This window comes from Gottfriedia acidiceleris, from assembly GCF_023115465.1.
GTDB classification, from domain to species: Bacteria; Bacillota; Bacilli; order Bacillales; family Bacillaceae_G; genus Gottfriedia; species Gottfriedia acidiceleris_B.
The window spans coordinates 535,064-555,938 of the sequence record NZ_CP096034.1; the positions used below are offsets into that span (position 1 = coordinate 535,064).

The 20,875-nt window shown below is 32.3% G+C and carries 17 protein-coding genes and 1 pseudogene; 13 read left to right on the forward strand and 5 right to left on the reverse strand.

Annotation, left to right across the window (positions count from 1 at the left end):
- Positions 1-77: 77 nt before the first annotated feature.
- Together MY490_RS02515 and MY490_RS02520 are read right to left on the reverse strand one after the other, a co-directional pair.
- Positions 78-1,103, reverse strand: coding sequence for a ribitol-5-phosphate dehydrogenase (locus tag MY490_RS02515; RefSeq protein WP_248267851.1), 1,026 nt, complete (start codon positions 1,101-1,103; stop codon positions 78-80).
- Positions 1,100-1,816, reverse strand: coding sequence for an IspD/TarI family cytidylyltransferase (locus MY490_RS02520; protein ID WP_248267852.1), 717 nt, complete (start codon positions 1,814-1,816; stop codon positions 1,100-1,102). The genes MY490_RS02515 and MY490_RS02520 overlap by 4 nt, the downstream gene beginning before the upstream one ends.
- A gap of 302 nt (positions 1,817-2,118) precedes the next feature.
- Between MY490_RS02520 and MY490_RS02525 the strand changes: the two genes are divergently transcribed.
- The 7 genes and pseudogenes from MY490_RS02525 (at position 2,119) to MY490_RS02555 (ending at position 9,597) form a co-directional block, all read left to right on the forward strand.
- Positions 2,119-3,333 (forward strand): glycosyltransferase family 4 protein, encoded by a 1,215-nt coding sequence (locus tag MY490_RS02525; RefSeq protein ID WP_248267853.1) that lies wholly within the window; start codon positions 2,119-2,121, stop codon positions 3,331-3,333.
- Positions 3,326-4,648: a glycosyltransferase gene (locus MY490_RS02530; RefSeq protein WP_248267854.1), complete on the forward strand. Its 1,323-nt coding sequence runs from the start codon at positions 3,326-3,328 to the stop codon at positions 4,646-4,648. Before MY490_RS02525 ends, MY490_RS02530 begins: the two co-directional genes overlap by 8 nt.
- 98 nt (positions 4,649-4,746) lie before the next feature.
- Entirely contained in the window at positions 4,747-5,817 is a 1,071-nt protein-coding gene (locus MY490_RS02535) for a glycosyltransferase family 2 protein (RefSeq protein ID WP_248267855.1), read from the forward strand.
- Between the two features lie 290 nt (positions 5,818-6,107).
- Positions 6,108-7,391, forward strand: a complete 1,284-nt coding sequence (locus tag MY490_RS02540; RefSeq protein ID WP_248267856.1) for a nucleotide sugar dehydrogenase — start codon at positions 6,108-6,110, stop codon at positions 7,389-7,391.
- On the forward strand, positions 7,388-8,188 hold the full coding sequence (locus MY490_RS02545) for an ABC transporter permease (protein WP_248267857.1): 801 nt from the start codon (positions 7,388-7,390) through the stop codon (positions 8,186-8,188). The genes MY490_RS02540 and MY490_RS02545 overlap by 4 nt, the downstream gene beginning before the upstream one ends.
- A 12-nt stretch (positions 8,189-8,200) precedes the next feature.
- Positions 8,201-8,971, forward strand: a pseudogene (gene tagH, locus MY490_RS02550) (teichoic acids export ABC transporter ATP-binding subunit TagH); the annotation flags it as partial.
- A 110-nt stretch (positions 8,972-9,081) separates the two neighbouring features.
- Positions 9,082-9,597 carry a VanZ family protein gene (locus MY490_RS02555; protein ID WP_248267858.1) on the forward strand — a complete coding sequence of 172 codons (516 nt, stop codon included), beginning with the start codon at positions 9,082-9,084 and terminating at the stop codon, positions 9,595-9,597.
- A 69-nt stretch (positions 9,598-9,666) separates the two neighbouring features.
- On the opposite strand, the gene MY490_RS02560 is transcribed toward MY490_RS02555, so the two are convergent.
- A complete protein-coding gene (locus tag MY490_RS02560) occupies positions 9,667-10,077 on the reverse strand; it encodes a pyridoxamine 5'-phosphate oxidase family protein (protein WP_248267859.1) in 411 nt (136 codons plus the stop codon).
- 257 nt (positions 10,078-10,334) lie between these two features.
- On the opposite strand from MY490_RS02560, the gene cax reads away from it, so the two are divergent.
- The 3 genes from cax to MY490_RS02575 all read left to right on the forward strand — a co-directional run bounded on the left by cax (position 10,335) and on the right by MY490_RS02575 (position 12,921).
- The gene (gene cax / locus MY490_RS02565; RefSeq protein WP_248267860.1) at positions 10,335-11,393 is read left to right on the forward strand and encodes a calcium/proton exchanger; all 1,059 of its coding nucleotides are present in this window, start codon (positions 10,335-10,337) and stop codon (positions 11,391-11,393) included.
- 25 nt (positions 11,394-11,418) lie between these two features.
- On the forward strand, positions 11,419-12,027 hold the full coding sequence (locus MY490_RS02570; RefSeq protein ID WP_248267861.1) for a YczE/YyaS/YitT family protein: 609 nt from the start codon (positions 11,419-11,421) through the stop codon (positions 12,025-12,027).
- Between the two features lie 90 nt (positions 12,028-12,117).
- Positions 12,118-12,921, forward strand: a complete 804-nt coding sequence (locus tag MY490_RS02575) for a YfkD famly protein (protein WP_248267862.1) — start codon at positions 12,118-12,120, stop codon at positions 12,919-12,921.
- A gap of 119 nt (positions 12,922-13,040) precedes the next feature.
- Here the strand turns inward: MY490_RS02575 and yfkAB are convergent, their stop codons facing one another.
- The gene (gene yfkAB, locus MY490_RS02580; RefSeq protein WP_248267863.1) at positions 13,041-14,168 is read right to left on the reverse strand and encodes a radical SAM/CxCxxxxC motif protein YfkAB; all 1,128 of its coding nucleotides are present in this window, start codon (positions 14,166-14,168) and stop codon (positions 13,041-13,043) included.
- A gap of 199 nt (positions 14,169-14,367) precedes the next feature.
- Here yfkAB and MY490_RS02585 point away from each other — a divergent pair, with 199 nt between their 5' ends.
- The 3 genes from MY490_RS02585 to pdaA all read left to right on the forward strand — a co-directional run bounded on the left by MY490_RS02585 (position 14,368) and on the right by pdaA (position 17,491).
- Entirely contained in the window at positions 14,368-14,535 is a 168-nt protein-coding gene (locus tag MY490_RS02585; protein ID WP_097973332.1) for an SE1561 family protein, read from the forward strand.
- Positions 14,536-14,714: 179 nt separating this feature from the next.
- The gene (locus MY490_RS02590) at positions 14,715-16,238 is read left to right on the forward strand and encodes a fumarate hydratase (RefSeq protein WP_248267864.1); all 1,524 of its coding nucleotides are present in this window, start codon (positions 14,715-14,717) and stop codon (positions 16,236-16,238) included.
- A 452-nt stretch (positions 16,239-16,690) separates the two neighbouring features.
- The gene (gene pdaA / locus MY490_RS02595; protein WP_248267865.1) at positions 16,691-17,491 is read left to right on the forward strand and encodes a delta-lactam-biosynthetic de-N-acetylase; all 801 of its coding nucleotides are present in this window, start codon (positions 16,691-16,693) and stop codon (positions 17,489-17,491) included.
- A gap of 135 nt (positions 17,492-17,626) precedes the next feature.
- Here the strand turns inward: pdaA and MY490_RS02600 are convergent, their stop codons facing one another.
- Positions 17,627-20,356 (reverse strand): bifunctional glycosyltransferase/CDP-glycerol:glycerophosphate glycerophosphotransferase, encoded by a 2,730-nt coding sequence (locus tag MY490_RS02600; RefSeq protein WP_248267866.1) that lies wholly within the window; start codon positions 20,354-20,356, stop codon positions 17,627-17,629.
- Positions 20,357-20,875 lie beyond the last annotated feature (519 nt).

Consider the following 20,875-nt stretch of genomic DNA (forward strand, 5'->3'; position numbering starts at 1 on the left):
CTCCTCATTATTAAAATAGTGTATGAGTTATATGATTAACATAAAAAAGAGGAGAGCAGTATCCCCTCTAATTTATATTATATTTTCCATTCCATAACTGATTTTCCCCAGTTAGTTGTTAAATCACGTTCGAATGCATTATGAATATCATCGATACTACGAATTTCATTTACATCTCCAATTAGAGTCTCTAAGTATTCGACTACTTCAGGGTACTCATGAAGGAAGTTAACCGTTTCAACGAAGTCAGAACGTCCGCTTCGACTGCTACCTATTAAAGTAATTCCTCTTTCAAGGATCATTCGCGTATTAATTTCAACCGGATATTCAGATACGCCAAGTAATGGAATCGAGCCTTCAGGTTGAATGTGATTAATAATTTGTTCTACAGCGTATTGACTACCAATACCACCAACACATTCAAAAGCATGGTCGACTGTTACATCTTCAGGAACTTCATCAATTTGATACGTTTCATCTGCAAATGAGAAGTAACTTAATTTTGAATGGTTTTTACCAAATACATATACTTTACTTTCTGGATAACGCTTTTTAAGGATTAGAGCAGTTATAAATCCTAAGTTTCCATCACCCCAAACGCCTAAAACATCGCGACGTTGATGTGCGCGTTCTTCAAATCGGACAATTGCATGCATACTTACACTGATTAATTCAGAGAACGCTGCAACTTGTAGGTTTATGTCTTCTGATAATCCTACTACACGGTCTCTTTCAAGAAATACATAATCTTGCATGAAACCATCATAGCCACTTGAACGAAACTTGCTCGTTTTTAAATAATTTTCAGCAATAACATCATCAACCTGAGTAGGTGTATTTGGAATCATCACGACATGAGAGCCTACTTTGAAATCACCTTTTGGATCATAAACAACTTTTCCGACACCTTCATGGATCAGTGCCATTGGTAATTTTTTAGCCATCGCTTCTTTGCCACGAGTACCAGTATAGTATCGTTGATCAGCAGCACAGATTGATAAATGTGTTGGACGTACAACGATATAGTCACCTTCTAGAGATTGTTCTTTATAAGTGATCTCAATTTGTTTTGTTGAAACTAAACGATAGATTTGATTAATCATTTTGTCGTCACCTGATCCTTTAAAAGTGCATTTGCTACTTTTAAGTCATACGGAGTCGTAATTTTCATATTAAAAACTTCACCTTTAACTAGCTTTACGTCTACACCTTTAAGAAGACAAATTTTACAAGCATCAGTTAAGATTGCTTTTTGTTCTGAATCTAATTCAGAATAGTGTTTCGTAAGTAGATTAATATTAAAACTCTGAGGAGTTTGTCCTTGATACATTGTATTTCTTACTGGGATATCTGTAATCGTATCGTGATTAGAAGATTGAATGATTGTATCAACAGCCTCAATAACAGTATCAACAGCTCCGTATTTTAGAGCCGCATCAATATTTTCTTCTATAATACGATGAGTTAAGAAAGGTCTAACAGCATCATGCGTTACGATAATATCTTCATCAGTAATTTCAAAGTTTTGTTGTAAATAGCGAATACCACTCATGATTGATTCATTACGATCGCTACCACCCTCAACAACAGCTATACGGTCATTCATACCGATATATTTTTTGATGATATCTTTTGTATGTTGAATCCATTCTTTTGGCGTTACAACTAAAATCTTTTTAAATTCGTCATTTAAGATGAATTTTTCTATTGTATGGATAATAATTGGACGGTTATTCAGTGCAAGAAATTGCTTTGGCATACTAACATTTCCCATGCGAGTACCTTTTCCACCCGCTAATATTTCTGCATAAATCATTCATTTCACCTGCTTTGTTATTTTGGAATTATTATGTCAAGTAAGGATATTTTAATAAAATACCCAAAGTATACAAAAAAATTACATTTCGTCAATTGTTGAATTTACATAACTATAATAATATCAAATAAAAAATAATTAGTCGACATTATACTATATTATTCGATGTTATAGTACAAGTAGCTTCGAATAATATGATTGACTATTAGAAAAATGGTAAAAAAGGATGGTTTATGGTAAAATATCGTATATTTTGTCAAGTTAGAATTGATGATTAATTCTATTCAGGAGGTAAGACATTCTTGGGTTTACATAAAAAGAAGATTCTACTTATTTCGCAACACTTTTATCCAGAAATAGGTAGTGCAGCAAACCGTATGAAAAATATTTATATAGAGTTAAAGGAAAACGGTTTCGATGTAAAGGTACTAACATTAGAACCTAGATATCCTAGTCGTGAACTATATGAAGATAAACAATTTTGGAATGAACCACTAATCGACGAAAAGGATATTATTCGAATTGATCCTTCTATAAAAAAACACTCTGGAAGTATTTTAAAGAGATTATATTTATATCTGGAAGTTATGGTTCGATTTATCGGTACTATTTTTAAACAAAAGGCTGAATTTGATTATATTTTTGTGACCTCTCCACCAATATTTGTAGGTGTGGCAGGTTTAATTGCTAAATGGAAGTTAAAAGCTCCACTAATTTTAGATATAAGAGATTTATGGCCAGAGTCTCTAACTGGTGTACAAGTTTTCTCTAATCCTCTAATCTTAAAAACTGCATATAAAGTAGAAGATATTTTATATAAAAAAGCAACGAAAATAATCGTTAATAGCCGAAGTTTTATTCAATATATGACAAATAAAAATGTCAGTAATCATAAAATTACATTTCTACCTAATTCATTAACAGAAAGTGAATTAGCATATAAAGAGGCTCAATTAGAAAAAGAAAATATAACTGTTATTTATACTGGGAATTTAGGTCTAGCACAGGATTTGCATAAGTTTATGAAAACTGCTGCATTATTAAAGGAAAATACATCAATTAATTTTTCAATTATTGGCTATGGAAAAAATACAAATGAAGTTAAGAATTATATTGAATCGAATGGATTATCAAATATAACACTACATACTGCAAAATCCCGAAACGAAACTTTAAAACTTGTAGCAAGTGCTGATATTGCTTATGTAAGCCTAGTAAACCAAGAAGTATTTAAAACCGTTTTACCAGGGAAAATAATTGACTATATGTGTGTTAAAAAACCAATCATTGGAGATGTAGCAGGGTATGCAAGTGAAATTATTCATGAAGCAAACTGTGGAATGATCTTAAAAGAAGATACGCCTGAAGAATTGGTTGAAAATATATATAAACTTGCAAATGATCCAAATCTCCGAAAAAATTATGGAGAAAATGGCTATCAATATGCATACAAAAATCTACGATGGAAAACGAATATTAATGTGTTATTAAACGTGATGGAGGATATCCATGAATAAAAAGGTTTGTGCGTTTGTATTTAATCATTTTACGAATGATGCACGCGTACTGCGTGAATGTTCTGCATTAGCAGAAGTCGGATATGATGTTGATTTAATTGCTTTACATGATGATTCAAAAGAATTACCAAAAAGAGAACGTATGGAAGAAGGATTTAATGTTATCCGTGTAAACAATCGTTTACCATTTGGACTCTATCATCTAGTTCATTATTGTGCAAAGATCTTTAATTTAGTAAAAAGTAGTTTATTAATGAAACTAGTTGCTATTTTATTGATTTTACTTGGATTATTTTTAAATGCAGTTGCAACGATTATGATTGCAGCTATTATCGTTCTTTTTGGTAATCGTTATATGAAAGTACTGTTAACTAGAGGCTATAATATTTTACAAATGATCTATCATGGGCTTAAAAGGGATTACGATATTTATCATGCGAATGATTTAAATACTTTACCTCAAGGAATCATTTGTGCAAAGGTATTCAAAAAAAGTAAATTAATTTATGATTCACATGAAGTTCAATCTAGCAGATCTGGTTATGAGAATCCGATCTTCGGAAAAATTGAGAAGTTTTTAATTAAATATATTGATGTGATGATTCACGAAAATAATACTAGGGCAAAATATACTCAAGATTTATATGATATTGAATATCCTGAGGTAATTCATAATTACCCATTTGTGTCTAAGCCGGAAGAAAGTAATGCGATTAATCTTCATGAAAAACTAGGAATTAGTGAAGACGAACCAATACTTCTTTATCAAGGCGGTATACAAAAAGGGCGTGGATTAGAACTAATTGTAAAAGCTGCACCTTTTTATAAAAGAGGGATCGTTGTTTTTATTGGTGATGGAAAGATAAAGCCTACACTCTTAAATCTAGTAGAAGAGCTACAACTACAAGATCGAGTGAAATTTATTGATAAAGTGCCAGTAGATGAATTACTTAATTATACAAGAAATGCTTATTTAGGGTTTCAAGTATTAAATAATATCAATTTTAATCATTATTCAGCGTCATCGAATAAATTATTTGAGTACATGATGAGCGGAGTACCAGTTGTTGCTTGTAGCTTCCCAGAAATTCAGAAGGTAGTAGAAGGTGAATATACTGGTGTATGTGTAGACTCCCATGATCTTGATTCAATTGCTGAAGGTGTGAACTATTTATTAGACAACCCTGAAGTTCGAGACGAAATGAGCAAAAATTGTTTAAAAGCAAGACATAAATACAATTGGAATAATGAGAAGAAAGTTTTCATCGGAATTTACGAAAAAGTTTTATACGGTGAAAAGGCAATGGTAAGCTAAAAGTTTGATTATGTGAATATTTTAGTAGAGAAGGTAAAAAGAACTAGGGATTATGCCATATTTCTTTTTACCTTTCTATGCATAGAGAGGTAAGCTAAATGACCAATTATAAGTTAAGTGTAGTAGTCATTAACTATAACAAAGAGAAATTTATTGAGGAAAGTTTACAATCTGTCATGGATCAGTCATTAGAAGATATTGAACTGATCGTTGTCGATGATGGATCGACTGATCAAAGTAGCGTATTAGCAGAAGAATTCACAAAAAAGTATCAAAATGCAAAGTTTATTAAACAGGAAAATAAGGGACCAAGTGCTGCTAGAAATACAGGTTTATCTCATGCAAGTGGTGAATATATTGCATTTTTGGATGGAGATGATATTGCTTACCCTGATGCATATGCCCAATTATATTCTTTAGCCAAAAAATATAACGCTGATACGGCAGTAGGTAATATTTTATGCTTTAACGGCGAAAAAACGTGGCGTTTAAATTATATGAAAGAAATTTTCAAAGAAGGTTTGCCTGAAAATAGACAGATTCTTGAGAATCCAGAGCTACATCTTACACCATCTGCTAGTAATAAATTATTTAAAAAGGAACTACTAGAGCGAGAAGGTATTCGATTTCATGAAGAACTTCGAGTCGGCGAAGATTTATTTTTTACGGAGAAATCATTGTTGAAATCAAACTGTACAGTTGTATGCAATGTAGATGTAATTGGTTATCGAATTGAAGATCCAGAAAATAGTTTAATTAAAGCTGGAACAATACAATTTTTTAAACAATTAGTCATGCTTCAAAGAGAGCTACGTTCTTATTATGAAGAAAATGGTTTTACAAAAGATTTAATACATATTGAAAGAAGACAGCTTAAATTCTTTATTAACTCAATTAATATAAAGGCAAATAAACTACCAGAAGATGAGAAGGTGAATCTTGCATCTGTTGGGAATGATTTTATGAAAACAATTCGAAATGAATCGATTAAAGATGAGCTTAGTGTTGTACCAAAGTTTGTTGCAGAGACATTGCGATTAAAAGATAAACGAGCTTTAAAAATTTATTTATCCTTAAAATCAAATCCTAAAATGACGAATAGTAAATTAAGAAAAGTAGTTTACCTTCTTTCACTATTTTCATTAAGATACAAGTTTGTTAAATCTTAGTTAATTTAATGTAAAATAGAGTCGAATCGTGAAAATTAATTGTAAGATTAATTAATAAGATAAATAGATATTTATTGAAATATAATTTCTACTAATTTAAAATGATGATTGGTGCTTTTTCTATTTTATTAGTTTCCTTAATAGAAAAGGTAAGATATAGCGATTTATGTTTTATCCAATTATCCAAAAAGTTTACTAATAAGACGTTTACTATAATCTAAATATCAGTAAACTATTAGTAAAGCAAAAGAGTAGAAATTAGTAAAATTTCTGAAAGAGGTTATAGTAAAATGAAAATTTGCACAATTGGACTAGGGTATATAGGATTACCAACTTCTGCGATGTTTGCGAAATATGGCGCAAGTGTTGTAGGTGTAGACGTACAAAAAAGCGTTGTAGATAAATTAAATTCTGGAGAAATTCATATAGAAGAGCCTGGATTAGGCGAAATGGTTAAAGAAGTTGTAGAAAAAGGATTTTTCAGAGCATCTTTAACACCTGAAGAGGCAGACGCATTTATTGTTGCGGTACCAACTCCTAATAATGACGATGAGAATAAATCTTGTGATTTATCATATGTATTAGACGCGGTTAATAAAGTAATTCCTTTCTTAAAAAAAGGGAATGTTTTAATCGTTGAATCAACAATCGCACCTAGAAGTATGGATGACTTTGTAAAACCACTAGTAGAACAAGCTGGATTTACTGTAGGGGAAGATATTTATCTTGTTCACTGTCCAGAACGTGTATTACCAGGCCAAATTTTACACGAATTAATTCATAATAACCGTATTGTAGGCGGAATAACAGCTGCATGTAGTGAAGCTGGAGCAAAAGTGTATCGTGCATTTGTAGAAGGCGAAATTATTCAAACAGATGCAAAAACGGCTGAAATGTCTAAACTAATGGAAAATACATTCCGTGATGTAAATATTGCGTTGGCAAATGAACTAACAAAGATTTGTAACACATTAGAAATCAACGTATTAGATGTTATTCAAATGGCAAACAAACATCCACGTGTAAACATTCATTCACCAGGTCCAGGTGTTGGAGGTCACTGTCTTGCTGTTGACCCATACTTTATTGTAGCTAAAACTCCTGAATTAGCTGGTATGATCAAATTATCTCGTGATACAAATGTATCTATGCCTAAATATGTTGTTGATTCAGTAAAAGAATTAGTTTCAGGTGTAGATAATCCTAAGATTGCAGCATTTGGTGTGACATACAAAGGTAATGTAGATGATATGAGAGAAAGTCCTGCAATGGAAATTATTGAGTTATTACAAGAAGAGGGACTAAATGTCACAATTCATGATCCGCATGTAACTTCTGAGAAAATTAATGTTTTATCTGCTGAGGAAGCTGTGGAAGATGCAAGCTTAATTCTTGTATTAACAGATCACAATGAATTTAAAACAATGGACTACAATAAACTTGCTAAACAAATGAAGCAAGCTGTGCTATTTGATACACGTAATTGTGTACCAACTTCAAGTGATTCTGATATGAAATTTGTTAATTACGGAAATTTATATAAAGAAATTAAAAAGAATGTGGTTGATTTATGAGTAGTATAAAAACAGTTTTACAAGAACATGCTAAAAATTTATCATTAATCTTACGTCTTTCATCTTATGAAACACGTAAAGAGTATGCAGATAGCCAACTTGGCGTAATTTGGGTATTTTTAAACCCACTTTTTCAAATAGCTGTTTACTGGGTAACTTTCGGAACAGGGATAAGAAATGGGGCTCCAGTAAATGGTATTCCGTTTCTTATTTGGATGCTTTGTGGTTTAATTCCGTGGTTCTTTATTAGTGCTGCGATCATGCAAGGTTCAAGTTCGATTTTTAACCGAATCGGAACCGTATCTAAAATGAATTTTCCATTAAGTATTATTCCATCTTATGTCGTTTTATCTAGGTTCAATACGCATTTATTTATGATGGCAGTCTTAATAATCGGTGTAATAATAAATCGAGGAATCGAACATATAAATATTTTTGCACTAATTTATTTTATGATTGTGGGCTTACTATTTAATATCGCACTTGCATTACTTACATCTACTTTATCGACAATGGTTAGAGATGTTCATTTATTAATTCAATCATTAACTAGAATGCTTTTATATTTATCACCTATTTTATGGGAGCCTAAGGGTGCAAATATTTTAACTAAATTAATGAAGTTAAATCCACTCTACTATATTATTGAAGGATATCGTGGCGCCTTATTATATGGACATTCTAATTTGATTTTTTCTAAAATAACTATTTACTTTTGGTGTGTATTGCTAGCCTTTTTCATAATCGGTTCAATTTTTCATGTTAAATTCAGGAAGCAGTTTGTTGATTTCCTATAGAAGGTGAAATGTATGACAAAAAAAGTTGTCTTTAAAAATGTTACTAAAAAATTTAAAATTTATAATAAACCGACTGACAAGCTAAAGGACTTATTCTTTGGTGGAAGAGGCGGAGAATATTTTCATGCGTTAAAAAACATTTCATTTGAAATTGAACAAGGTGAAATTGTAGGGATTATTGGTTTAAATGGTTCAGGTAAAAGTACAATGTCTAATTTAATTGCTGGTGTAACAATGCCAAATGATGGCGAAGTTGAAGTAAATGGAGTTGCTTCACTTATTGCAATTCAAGCTGGATTAGATAACCGATTAACTGGTTTAGAAAATATTCGATTAAAAGGTTTGATGATGGGTCTTACGATTAAGCAAATTGAAAAAATCACTCCTGATATTATTGAATTTGCCGAAATTGGGAAATTTATTAATCAACCAGTAAAATCATATTCAAGTGGTATGAGATCAAGACTTGGGTTTGCGATCTCTGTAAACATTGACCCAGACATCATGGTAATCGATGAAGCATTATCCGTTGGAGATCCTACCTTTACAAAACGTTGTTTAGATAAAATGAATGATTTTAAAGAACAAGGAAAAACAATCTTCTTTATCAGTCACTCACTAGGTCAAGTTAGAAACTTCTGTACAAAAGGCTTATGGATTCATTATGGAAAATTAGTTGAGTATGGTGAAATAAATGAAGTATGCGATAACTATCAAAATTTCCTAAATGAATATAATAAATTAACACCTGCAGAACGTGCAGCAGACCGTGAAAAGAATATGCATGTAAATCAATAATGTAAATAGACACTTTATGAAATAGATTTCTTTTCATATAGTGTCTATTTTAATAGAGTTTTATAGATACTAAAGTTGTGTTGGAAAGGAATAGTATGGAATCCAAAAGTAAATTTAGAATTTTTATTGGATATTGGATACCTGTGATTCTTATAGCTGGCATTATCTTTTATTCATCAGCGACGCCTTATGAAAAACAAGATATAAGACCAGAAATAAGTCATTTTACATTTTTATATGATCTAATGAAGCATTTTACATTTGTCCACTTTAACTATGCTGGACATGAAGTAAGTATAAAAGAGCTTGGAGTAGCAGGATTTACAGAGTTCTTTATTCGAAAACTATCCCATTTTACAATCTATCTTCTACTTACCTTTTTTGCTACAAGATTAGCAAAGCTTTATGGGAACAGAGATTTTATAATTGGCGTAATTTTTTCAATCCTTTATGCAGCTTCAGATGAATTTCACCAATCCTTTACCGCTAACCGAACTCCACTAGTTCAAGACGTAGTAATTGATTCGATAGGAGCACTAATAGGAGCATGTTTATTTTTATTAATAAGTAAGAAGCGAAAAGCAAAAGTTCAAAAATCCATTCGTGTTTGATCGAATGGTTTTTTTTGTATAACAAAAAATAAAATCTTATCTAAATTCAATTAGATAAGATTTCATTTTTTAAAGCTTTATAAAAGTAGGTTCTGTACCTGCTTTCTCTACATAACCAATTTTAACTGGATTCATTTGAATCATTACATAGTTAGGATCCTCGGGACCTTCAAGCCATCTAGACAATTCCTCGGTCCATACTTTCTCTTCAGGACTTGCATTTTCAATTACTTCAGCTCTTGCAAACATCTCTACAAAGTTATCATCTAATTGGTCACCATCATGGCCAAGAAGTATATGTACGTTTGGATTCTTTTTTATATCTTCTACTTTTTGTGAATTCTTATTTGTAGCGATATAAGGTGTTAGGCCTTTAAAGAAAAATACCATATAACAACTATGCGGAAAGTCTTCACGAATGGTTGTAAATAGACCTAATTGTTTCGCCTTAAGCACTTTCATAATATTTTCTTGAATCATTTTTATTAACTCCCTCCTAGTTCAGAAGAAGGGAAGGTAGAAATTTATTCTACCAACCGAATCTCCAACATAAGTAATTCTAGTTCTCGAGGTCATAATCCTTTGAGCAATATAGGTGAAATCGAAACTTTTATCCGTGCAATCGATGATTTTTGTCATCAACACTTTAAGTGTTTGTTAATTGTTTTACATTTAAACCTATTTTTTTAAGTCTTTTGCATATGATATTTATAAGGATATTTATTTAGGAGGTTATTATGGCTCATCGTTTATTTTTTATTGTTACATTTATCGGTGTACCATTATCGGTAATTGGGAGCTTGATGCATTGGAGCGAGATTTTATTATTTATCATTTACTGTTTAACGATTATTGCATTAGCTGGCATTATGGGAAGAGCTACTGAAAGTTTAGCGATTGCAGCTGGCCCGCGAATTGGGGGACTGTTAAATGCGACATTCGGGAATGCGGTAGAGTTAATTATCGCGATTTTTGCATTACAAAATGGTTTATCGGAAGTAGTATTAGCATCATTAACAGGTTCTGTAATAGGAAACTTACTACTTGTAGGTGGACTATCCTTTTTTATTGGTGGATTAAAATATAAACGTCAAAGCTTTAATGTTTACGATGCGAGACATAATTCAGGATTGTTGGTTTTCGCAGTGGTACTAGCCTTTGTCATTCCTGAAATTTTTTCAGTTAAAATGACTGCAAATGATAAGATGACACTTAGTGTAGGCGTATCGATTGTGTTAATGGTTTTATACTTAGCAGCACTTTACTTCAAATTAGTTACACATCGTGGGGTTTACGTAGCTAAAAATCAAGAAATCGTAGAAGAGCATGAAGAAGCTGAGTGGAGAACAGGGAAAGCCATAATTATTTTAGCGTTAGCTACTGTAGCGGTTGGATATGTTTCAGAGAAGCTAGTTCACACGTTTACGACAGTGGGAGATCAGTTCGGATGGACTGAATTATTTATCGGTATAATCGTTGTTGCTATTGTTGGTAACGCGGCTGAACATGCATCTGCGATTGTGATGGCATATAAAAATAAAGTAGGGGTTTCGGTAGAAATTGCTGTTGGGTCATCCTTACAAATTGCCATGTTCGTAGCACCAGTGTTAGTGATTTGTTCATTGTTTATCGGGGATAGAATGCCATTAATATTTTCCATGCCGGAATTAATTTCAATGATTACTTCCGTATTTTTAACAATTGCGATTATGAATGACGGAGATACAAACTGGTTTGAGGGGTTAACTTTATTAGCTGCTTATCTGATAATGGGGATCGGTTTCTACTTATTATAAAAATAAAAATTGAAGGTGGTAATACATGAAAATAATAATAAGAATTCTATTTTATTTAATTGGATTACTATTTTTAACTTTAGGAATTAGTTTAGCGATTAAAGCTGGACTAGGAGCTAGTGCATGGGATGCATTAGCTGTTGGAGAATCGAAAACCTTTGGCTTATCTGTTGGAAATTGGATTATTATTAACTCATCAATACTGTTGTTTGTAAATGCTTTTTTACAAAAGAAAAGACCGGATTGGCTTGCTGCGATTACGTTTATTTTAATTGGACGATTTCTTGATTTTTGGCTTACTGTAGAGTCGGAGCATTTATTTGATTCAAATATGGTCACTAGATATATTCAATTAGTACTAGCTATTTTAAGTATGACTATAGGTATTGCGATATATTTGCAAGCTAAGTTTCCGTTAAGTCCAATAGATGATTTAATGATCTCGCTTAACAAACGGTTTGGAGTAAGTTTAGGCGTGGCAAAAACGATTGGTGAAGTGTTTGCTTTAGTATTGGCATTTCTTCTAAAAGGTCCAATTGGAATCGGAACCGTCTTAATTACATTCAGTATCGGACCTATTTTGCAGAGGTTAAGAGGTCCTATTGAGAAACTCTATAGTAAGCTGAGCTCATAGCAAAATTTTTCATTTTAAGGAATACATATATTTACATAAAATGTTCATGCTAAGAGTAATAATTTCCTTATTTGTGAAAGGGGCATGAATATGTCTAAATGGTTTAAGCCATTCGTTCTTATTAATATAGCTATTTTAATTATTTCTTTAAATAATGGACAAACAACTTTTGCAGCTAATTCAGATATTAAAGTCCCACGTTCGGCTGCAAATGTGACAAAAGAGAATACTTACCCTAATCCTACTCAGGACCTGCCAGAACTTCAACCAGGGGGATTAGCTAAGCAGTTATTAGATTCATCAAATGTAAAAATTGAGAATCCGAATCTCATTCGTATGTTTAATGAATCCTCTGTCAGCAAAGCACCATTTGCAGTAGGCTATAATGCGAAAATTTTCTTAGGTGTTTGGCCGTTAAATTACGAATCAAATGAGACAACAATTAATTGGCAATATAAAAAAATTAATACAAACTTTTTAGATAATAGAGGAGATAAAGCGTATAGACGAATAAAATACTACCAAAATTCACAACAGATTGTTAAAGGTGGATTAACTGCTAAAGTAAGGAATGCGGATGATGTGATTAATTTAATGATGCATGATGCATCAGAGAAAACAACTCTCCCACTTGCATTCCAAACAGTAGTTGGAGCTGGAACTAAAAACGAAAGAGTATATAATGTACCACCAAAGCAACTCGGCTATTTATATGCTTATGCTCCTGCAGTTAATGAAAAAGGAAAAGTTACATTTGGAGAAGTGTACCTAATCTTAAAAGGTAATAAAAGAAGTCTTCAAGTTAAAAATGTAGTATCACAAGGTGTAGGTGCATGGATTCCCGTTCAGGATTATGTTTCATTCGGTTATTTCACTTCACCACACCCTAGATAATAGAGAAATCCCACAAGGTAATTATTTTCCTTGTGGTTTTTTGTTTTGGACAAATACTTGGCTTTCTTTTTATGTACAAAAAAACATGCCATAAATATGACATGCTCTTTTTTAAGGAATTAATTTCCCTTTAAAATCTTAGTACTTCTATTCGAAAAATCAGTTTCAGGATAATAGCTGTTTTTTACAAGAATATTAGGTCCTAAGCATTTAACTGCTGGACAATGACAGCTTAGTTCATTTGCAGTTTTTGATAATGTCCAAGTATCATATGCTTCTTGTAATGTATGGGTTTGAATATTTCCAAGATGAGGTACATCACCAAAGTCAGTAACGATGATGCTACCATCAAATACATTTACATTTAAGCGAGAACGACCATCAGGGTCATTTCGTAATGTTACATTTTTACTATTATATAATCTCTGAATGATGTCTAAATCGTTTTGATCATCGCTACATGGATAAAATGGCAGAGTACCAAATAGCATCCAAATATTTTCATCACGTATATCAAGTAAAGTTGCAATTGCTTCGCGAAGCTCTGATTTTGTCAGGACTTCTAGTGTACTAGCGAAATCGCTGGCATACATAGGGTGAACTTCGTGCCTCTGACATTTCATTTCTTCTATAATTTGACGGTGAATTTTTTCTAAGTATGGAAGAGTACGTTTGTTTAACATTGTTTCAGCAGATACCATAACGCCAGCATCAGCAAGTCGTCGGCTATTTTCAATCATATTTTCGAATAATTTGGCACGCTGCGCATATGTCGGCTTACGTTCCATCATCGCAAATCCTGCTTCTACAAATTCATCAACAGTTCCCCAGTTATGAGAGATATGTAGCACGTCTAAATAAGGAATTATTTTTTCGTATCGTTCAAAATCTAATGTTAGATTTGAATTAATTTGAGTACGTACGCCACGGTCATGTGCATATTTCAATAAAGGTACAACATATCCGTTCAACATTTTATTTGAAAGCATCGGTTCTCCACCAGTGATACTAATACAACGAAGCTTCTCAATCTCTTCTAAGCGATTTAAAACTAGCTCAATAGGTAGTGGGTTTGGATCCTTAGGTTGTAAAGTATATCCGACAGCACAATGCTCACAGCGCATATTACAAATCGTTGTAGTCGTAAACTCTACATTTGTAAGCATGTTCTTACCATACTCTTCAACATCTAAATATGCTTCCCAAGGATCATATGTAGGTGTTATTTGTTGTAATAATTTTTTCATGTGATAACTCCTTTAGGCACAAAACTGTACCCATAAGTATTAGACTAAATTAATTTTCCTCAACTATTATAAGAAAGAAAGTGAAACCTTGTATAGGAATAACTTCCTAAAATTTAAAAAAATGTCGAAAGTTTTCGATATATAGGAGAATAAGGGTATAATATAATTAGCAATTTGTATTAGAAAGGACGATCATTTCATGTCAAACACAGAACAATTATCCTATATTAAAGAACGTTTTAATTCAGTAATGGAAACAATCGAATCATTAGAAGCTGAAGAAGTAAGCTTAGAAGAGCTAGATCAATTATTATCAGTACTAGATGACTTAGAAAGTAAATGTCGTGAAGTTAATCGCTTAGATTGAGTCCATAGTAATGGGCTTTTTTTATTGGAAAGTGATGTTAACAAGAGAAGTAGCTAAATATTTGTCCAAATCAGAAACTAATACTGAAGGGCTTTTTTTATTCCGTTTATTAAAAATTGTATTATAATGAAGAGGGGAACATTCAGTATTTTTATAAAGGGTTTTAAGGGGGAGCATGAATGCAACACATACAGGAAAGTATTTATCAATTAATTGTAGAAACATCAACAAATCTACCAAAAGACGTACGTAAAGCAATCAGACAAGCTAAAGCAAGTGAAACTGCAGGTACAAGAAGTGCCATCGCGTTGGAAACGATTACAAACAATATTATGATGGCTGAAGGCGATGTTTCACCAATTTGCCAAGATACTGGTATGCCAACTTTTAAAGTGAAAACGCCAGTTGGGGTAAACCAACTTGTGATAAAAGAAGCAATTTATGCTGCAATTGAACAAGCTACAAAAGATGGTAAGCTTCGTTCTAACTCTGTAGATTCTTTATTTGGTAAAAACAGCGGAAATAACTTAGGACCAGGTACTCCAGTTGTTAAATTTGAGCAACATGAGAGTGACTATATCGATATTCGCCTAATCTTAAAAGGTGGCGGATGTGAAAATAAAAACATCCAATACAGCTTACCATGCGAACTTGAAGGACTTGGAAAAGCAGGTCGTGACTTAGATGGTATCCGTAAATGTATTTTACACAGTGTATACCAAGCACAAGGACAAGGCTGTAGCGCAGGTTTCATCGGAGTTGGTATTGGTGGTGACCGTACTAGCGGTTATGAGCTTGCTAAGGATCAATTATTCCGTTTATCTGATGATGAAAATTCAATTCCAGAGCTTAAAGCAATGGAAGATTACATTATGGAAAATGCTAACAAGCTTGGCGTAGGAACAATGGGCTTTGGTGGAGAAACAACTCTACTTGGCTGTAAAATCGGTGTGATGAACCGTTTACCAGCGAGCTTCTTCGTATCAGTAGCTTATAACTGCTGGGCATTCCGCCGTTTAGGAATGAAAATTAATCCTGAAACTGGTGATATCTCAGAATGGTTATATCGCGAAGGTGAAGAAATTAGCTTTACAAATGAAACTGATGAAACAACTGAAGCACCACGCGAAGTGAAATTAGTAGCTCCAATTACAGAAGAACAAATTCGTGATTTAAAAGTTGGAGATGTCGTTTCCATTAGTGGCATGATGTACACAGGACGCGACGCAATCCACCATCATTTAAAAGACCACGATTGTCCAGTTGATTTAAATGGACAAATTATTTATCACTGTGGACCTGTAGTATTAAAAGATGAAGAAGGCAAATATCATATTAAAGCAGCTGGTCCAACAACAAGTATTCGTGAGGAGCCATACCAAGGCGATATCATGAAAAAATTCGGCATTCGCGCTGTAATCGGTAAAGGCGGAATGGGTGCAAAAACATTAAAAGCTCTAGAAGAACATGGCGGCGTTTATTTAAATGCAATTGGTGGAGCAGCACAATACTACTCACAATGTATTAAGGAAGTAAAAGACGTAAACTACCTAGAGTTTGGTATTCCTGAAGCTATGTGGCACTTACAAGTTGAAGACTTCAAAGCAGTCGTAACAATGGATTCTCATGGTAATTCATTGCATAAAGATGTAGATAAGAGTTCACTTGAAAAATTGGCTACTATGGCTGAGAAGGTATTTTAATAATTGAGTTTAAAGAGCAATGTCATTTTTTTGGCATTGCTTTTTTTTGTTTTTGGTTGGCGGGAAGAAGCTTCAGGTGGAGGAAGAGAGCTGCAAATAAAAATACGAAAACTGCAATTAAAAATAGCATATCCGCAATTAAAAATAAGAAACTGCAATTAAAAAATTCATATCTGCAATTAAATAAATGAAAACTGCAAATAAACCCCTCCAAGAGTACAAATAAGTAGTTAAATCATGAAGAAAAAGTCTTATTTTAGGGTAAATTAATTGTCCTAAGTTCAAAAAAGTTCAGATTAAAAATAGAAAAACACAACTAGTTCGAGAAGCATCTCCTTTTCATCAAAAATTCAATTCTTGTTAGAAAAATTTAGTTTCTTATCAAAAATGCACCAATTCTGTTCATATTTCTAATTTATTTACAGATACTATTTTTAAGTGAGGTGAATGAATTGAAAAAAATTATTGTATATATTCTTACTTTCTTCTTAGTATTTCCTAGTACAACATTTGCTTATAGTAATACGCCACACGGCTGGGGGATTGTTCGTGCGAAGAATGAGGTTCCACCTGATGCTGGTGCGCAACTTAATAAATTGCTATCAAATACGGGGTCAGTTTATTTAGGGGATACTACTAAAAAAGATGTTTATTTAACTTTTGATAATGGGTATGAAAATGGTTTTACACCAAAGTTTTTGGATGTTTTAAAGAAGCATGGTGTTCACGGGACTTTTTTTATAACCGGGCATTACATTAAGGAAAATCCTGAATTAGTGAAACGAATGGTTAATGAAGGGCATATAGTCGGAAACCATTCATGGAGTCATCCTGATATGACAACGATTGGTGATCAAAAGATCATTGAGGAATTGGAACAAGTTAAAATGGCATACCAGGAATTGACGGGCCGATCAGATATGAAATATTTCAGACCTGCGCGAGGCGTTTTTAGCGAACGTACTTTGCAATTAGTTAATAAACAAGGATATGAAAATATTTTCTGGTCATTGGCGTATGTTGATTGGAAGGTTGATCAACAAAGAGGTTGGAAATATGCTTATGATAATGTGATGAAAATGATTCATCCTGGAGCAGTTATCTTAATGCATACTGTATCGAAGGATAATGCAGAAGCGATGGATGCGATTATTACTGGCTTACATAAACGAGGGTATCAATTTAAAAGCTTAGATGAATTAATGATGCAAAGAAGCGGATTTGATTCGGACTTCTATCTACCTAAAAAATAAAAAGCTAATGATTAAGTAGTTTTATTAACTGCTTAAATCATTAGCTTTTTTATACTTTAAGAAATTGGCAACGAGGAGTCGAACTCGACGTAGTAGCCAATTTTAGGAGTAGGCTTGTCAATCGACGAGTTTTCTTTAACGGTTTGCGATCGCTTCATAGTTTAGTTTAGCATGTTGCTTAGGTGTTTTGATGACAAATGGATTTTCGACTGTATTTTCTAGGAATTGTTTATCTTTATTGGCGAATTTTTTTATTCCATTTAAAACTTGCTCTTCTTCAGTTACAACTTCTCCAAAAAGTAAATCTTGTGTAATTGGTCCTTGGTTGTAATGTTCATAATAAAATCGCTTATAGTCAAACTGATAGAAAATAACTGGTTTTTCCATATATGAAAAATCAAATGAAACTGTTGAGTAATCAGTGATTAGTAAATCTGATCTTTTTAATAGAGATTGAACGGTTTCTTCACCTTGACGGATTACTTTTATCCTTTTATGGAAATCTGGAACATCCTTCATATAAATTTGAGTCTGGTAGTGCGGATAGAAAATGATATTTAAATCATTTTTCTCTAAGATTTGATGTAACTCGGGATTACTTAGTAAAGATAAATAACGGTTAAAGTATTCAGAGTTCATTAATTGTTGAGTACTTTTATTCCAGTTTCTCCATGTTGGCATGATTAAAATGGTTTTGCCATTTCCTGTATTTTCAAGGGCATCCCATCTAGCCAATCCGGTAACAGCTACCTCATTTTCAGCATAACCGAATTCGTTAACAATATGATCTTTTTCAAAATCAGATGAAACGATAAATAATGAATAGCCCATTCGATTCTTATTCAGTACATGATTTACACGACTAACTCCAATAACGCCATGTTGAATAAGGATTTTTTGATTTTGCTGCCACTCAGGATGACATTTTAAAACTTGTAAATACTCATGCGTGTACATGTTGGCACGCTCTGAATAGGCGTTAATTGTTTTATCACAAGTTAATAAGTAAAGTGTGTGCTTTAAACTTCCATATTGTACAATGTTTCCGAATTCTTTTATATATTCGTAATCCTTTGCCTTTTTATCAATCAAATAGTAACAGTTATCTCTTATTTTATTTTGCTGAATGTACTTGAATAAATGATATGAGTTATCTTGTGCTGTATCTTTTCGTTCTCCAATTAACCAAATATGCTTATTTCGATAGTATCTTTGGGTTAAACGGTAAAGGTAAAAAATAAGGAATGACTTCCATTCTCTTCTTAGTACAAGTAATCCAAATTCATAAACGATATCACGGAATGATTTTTGGATCTTTGTTTTTAATTTTCCAAGTAGGCCTGTTTTTTTAATTCGAATGTGTAAATTTTTCTTTGGAAAATAGGGTACGATACTATGTGTTTTAGTTGTAGCTGGTTTTGAATTTGCCTTTGTTGAAAAATAAAAAATATGAAGTGGTTTTTTTAATGAAATATCTCCAACTTTTACTGAAATAAACACTTCATAATCGCCATCAGGTAAAATTTTACTTAGCTCAAGTGTAGTTGTTTTATAGCCACCATCGTTATAATTGATACTATTTTTTGAGAAAAGATAAGACAAATCAGAACGCTCAAGAGTTTCGAGTGTAACTGTAATTAGCTGACCATTTGATTTATTTTTAAACTGTAATTCTTTAATAGAATCTACATTATTAATTTCTTCGATAAATGCGAAGCCACCAACTTGCAAGCGGTCACCTCGTAACGAAAGGATTTCAATTTTTTGATGTAAATTAAATTCTTTAATTTCTAGGTATTCTTTATATTTCGGAAAATACTTTGCAAAATAATGATAATATTTTCCCTCTATCTTCACAGCTCCTTTTTGTAAGGTACGATCTGATAATAGAGACATCAATAAATGAAATTCTTCTGGATTTTGATTAAGAAAAATAGTATAAAATACTTTACTGATTTTAGAAGTATTATTTTCCATTAGATTTTCAGATAAGTTTTTAGCAAAAACTGATGAAATCCTTAAAAGTCCATTGTATTGTTCAGAAGGGAAATAATATGCCTTTGTCAGTAAAGACGTTAAATAATAATCCCATAATTTTTTCTCAACATGCGAGTAATGAGAGGTGATTTCTTTCAAATTATAATAGTTTATTAATTCAGTTTGAGTAACGAGAAGGTTATCAAAAAATTCTAACGTACTAGTTTGTTTAATAACATCACTGTTTGTTAAATCTCTCACTTTTATTACGATATCAGAAGTTACATAAACTTTATTTGAACAAATAAAAGATTGTTGAGTAAATAATAAATCTTGTTGTTCTGTTAAAAGCTCATTGAATTGCAATTGATTGTCGTTTAATAAACTTCTTTTAATAATCATATTTTTAATAGAAGGATTTAACAATAGTTCTGGATGTTTATGAAACTCACGTATTGTTGGTAAATCTTTTTTTATGATTGATTTTAATTCATGGTGCTCCCATTTTCTTGTACCATTAAATAATTGTATATTTCCTAAAGCAATATTAGTATGATCCTTGATTGCACTGTTATATAAATTTTCATAGGCTGAAGGATTTACAATATCATCCGCATCGATAAATGCCACAAATTCTCCAGTAGCTTCATGTAAGCCAATGTTACGAGCTTTGTTTTTTGTCATTAGTTCTAATGATATGAAGCGAATATTTTTATGTGAATTTGAATAGTTCTCAATTATTTCTTTACTATTATCAGATGAACCGTTGTCTATAATAATCGTTTCAATATCAGTTAATGATTGACCTTGTATACTATTTAGGCAATCTTTTAAGACATCTTCATGATTATGAGCAACAACGACTACACTAACTTTTGCTTTTTCCATAATAGTCTTACCTCACTAGTCTCTACTTTCAATTAAATAGTTTATCATAAATTATAACCTAATGCGTCTTCGAAAGAACATAATTTACGAATGGTAAGTAGGTATCGTCCTTGTATTATCTCCAATTATTAATAGAGATATTTTAGGAAGAAGAGAGTAGATGTGAATAATAGTTTTGAAAGAGTAGCTGCAAAAAGTATGGAAAAAAGATTGAAATTATTTTTATGCAACACTTGACTTTGAAAATGATAATCGTTATCATTTAAGTATAGCAAATATCAACACCGCTGTTGTGATATTTGATAAGTTTTGAAACCTGATTGGACTTGAAAGTTTCCCCATTCCCTTAAAATTTAATGTGTCAAAGAAAGCTTGACTAGTCCCCAAGCTTTTTTTGAATTTCAGACTGGTGACAAGCGCTTGAAGTCAGTCTGAAAATCAAATTTTTATGCACACCTTAACTAGAGATCATTCTCTAGCTTTTTTGCGTTTCACACAAATTTTCTTAAGCGGTACTTG

Bases quoted from the DNA above. Each gene is read 5' to 3' on its own strand.
- yfkAB (WP_248267863.1), bottom strand. From the start codon at position 14,168: ATGAAAAAATTATTACAACAAATAACACCTACATATGATCCTTGGGAA.
- MY490_RS02540 (WP_248267856.1), top strand. From the start codon at position 6,108: ATGAAAATTTGCACAATTGGACTAGGGTATATAGGATTACCAACTTCT.
- MY490_RS02570 (WP_248267861.1), top strand. From the start codon at position 11,419: ATGAAAATAATAATAAGAATTCTATTTTATTTAATTGGATTACTATTT.
- MY490_RS02520 (WP_248267852.1), bottom strand. From the start codon at position 1,816: ATGATTTATGCAGAAATATTAGCGGGTGGAAAAGGTACTCGCATGGGA.
- MY490_RS02590 (WP_248267864.1), top strand. From the start codon at position 14,715: ATGCAACACATACAGGAAAGTATTTATCAATTAATTGTAGAAACATCA.
- cax (WP_248267860.1), top strand. From the start codon at position 10,335: ATGGCTCATCGTTTATTTTTTATTGTTACATTTATCGGTGTACCATTA.
- MY490_RS02545 (WP_248267857.1), top strand. From the start codon at position 7,388: ATGAGTAGTATAAAAACAGTTTTACAAGAACATGCTAAAAATTTATCA.
- MY490_RS02600 (WP_248267866.1), bottom strand. From the start codon at position 20,356: ATGGAAAAAGCAAAAGTTAGTGTAGTCGTTGTTGCTCATAATCATGAA.
- MY490_RS02535 (WP_248267855.1), top strand. From the start codon at position 4,747: ATGACCAATTATAAGTTAAGTGTAGTAGTCATTAACTATAACAAAGAG.
- MY490_RS02515 (WP_248267851.1), bottom strand. From the start codon at position 1,103: ATGATTAATCAAATCTATCGTTTAGTTTCAACAAAACAAATTGAGATC.
- MY490_RS02530 (WP_248267854.1), top strand. From the start codon at position 3,326: ATGAATAAAAAGGTTTGTGCGTTTGTATTTAATCATTTTACGAATGAT.
- MY490_RS02560 (WP_248267859.1), bottom strand. From the start codon at position 10,077: ATGATTCAAGAAAATATTATGAAAGTGCTTAAGGCGAAACAATTAGGT.
- MY490_RS02575 (WP_248267862.1), top strand. From the start codon at position 12,118: ATGTCTAAATGGTTTAAGCCATTCGTTCTTATTAATATAGCTATTTTA.
- MY490_RS02555 (WP_248267858.1), top strand. From the start codon at position 9,082: ATGGAATCCAAAAGTAAATTTAGAATTTTTATTGGATATTGGATACCT.
- MY490_RS02585 (WP_097973332.1), top strand. From the start codon at position 14,368: ATGTCAAACACAGAACAATTATCCTATATTAAAGAACGTTTTAATTCA.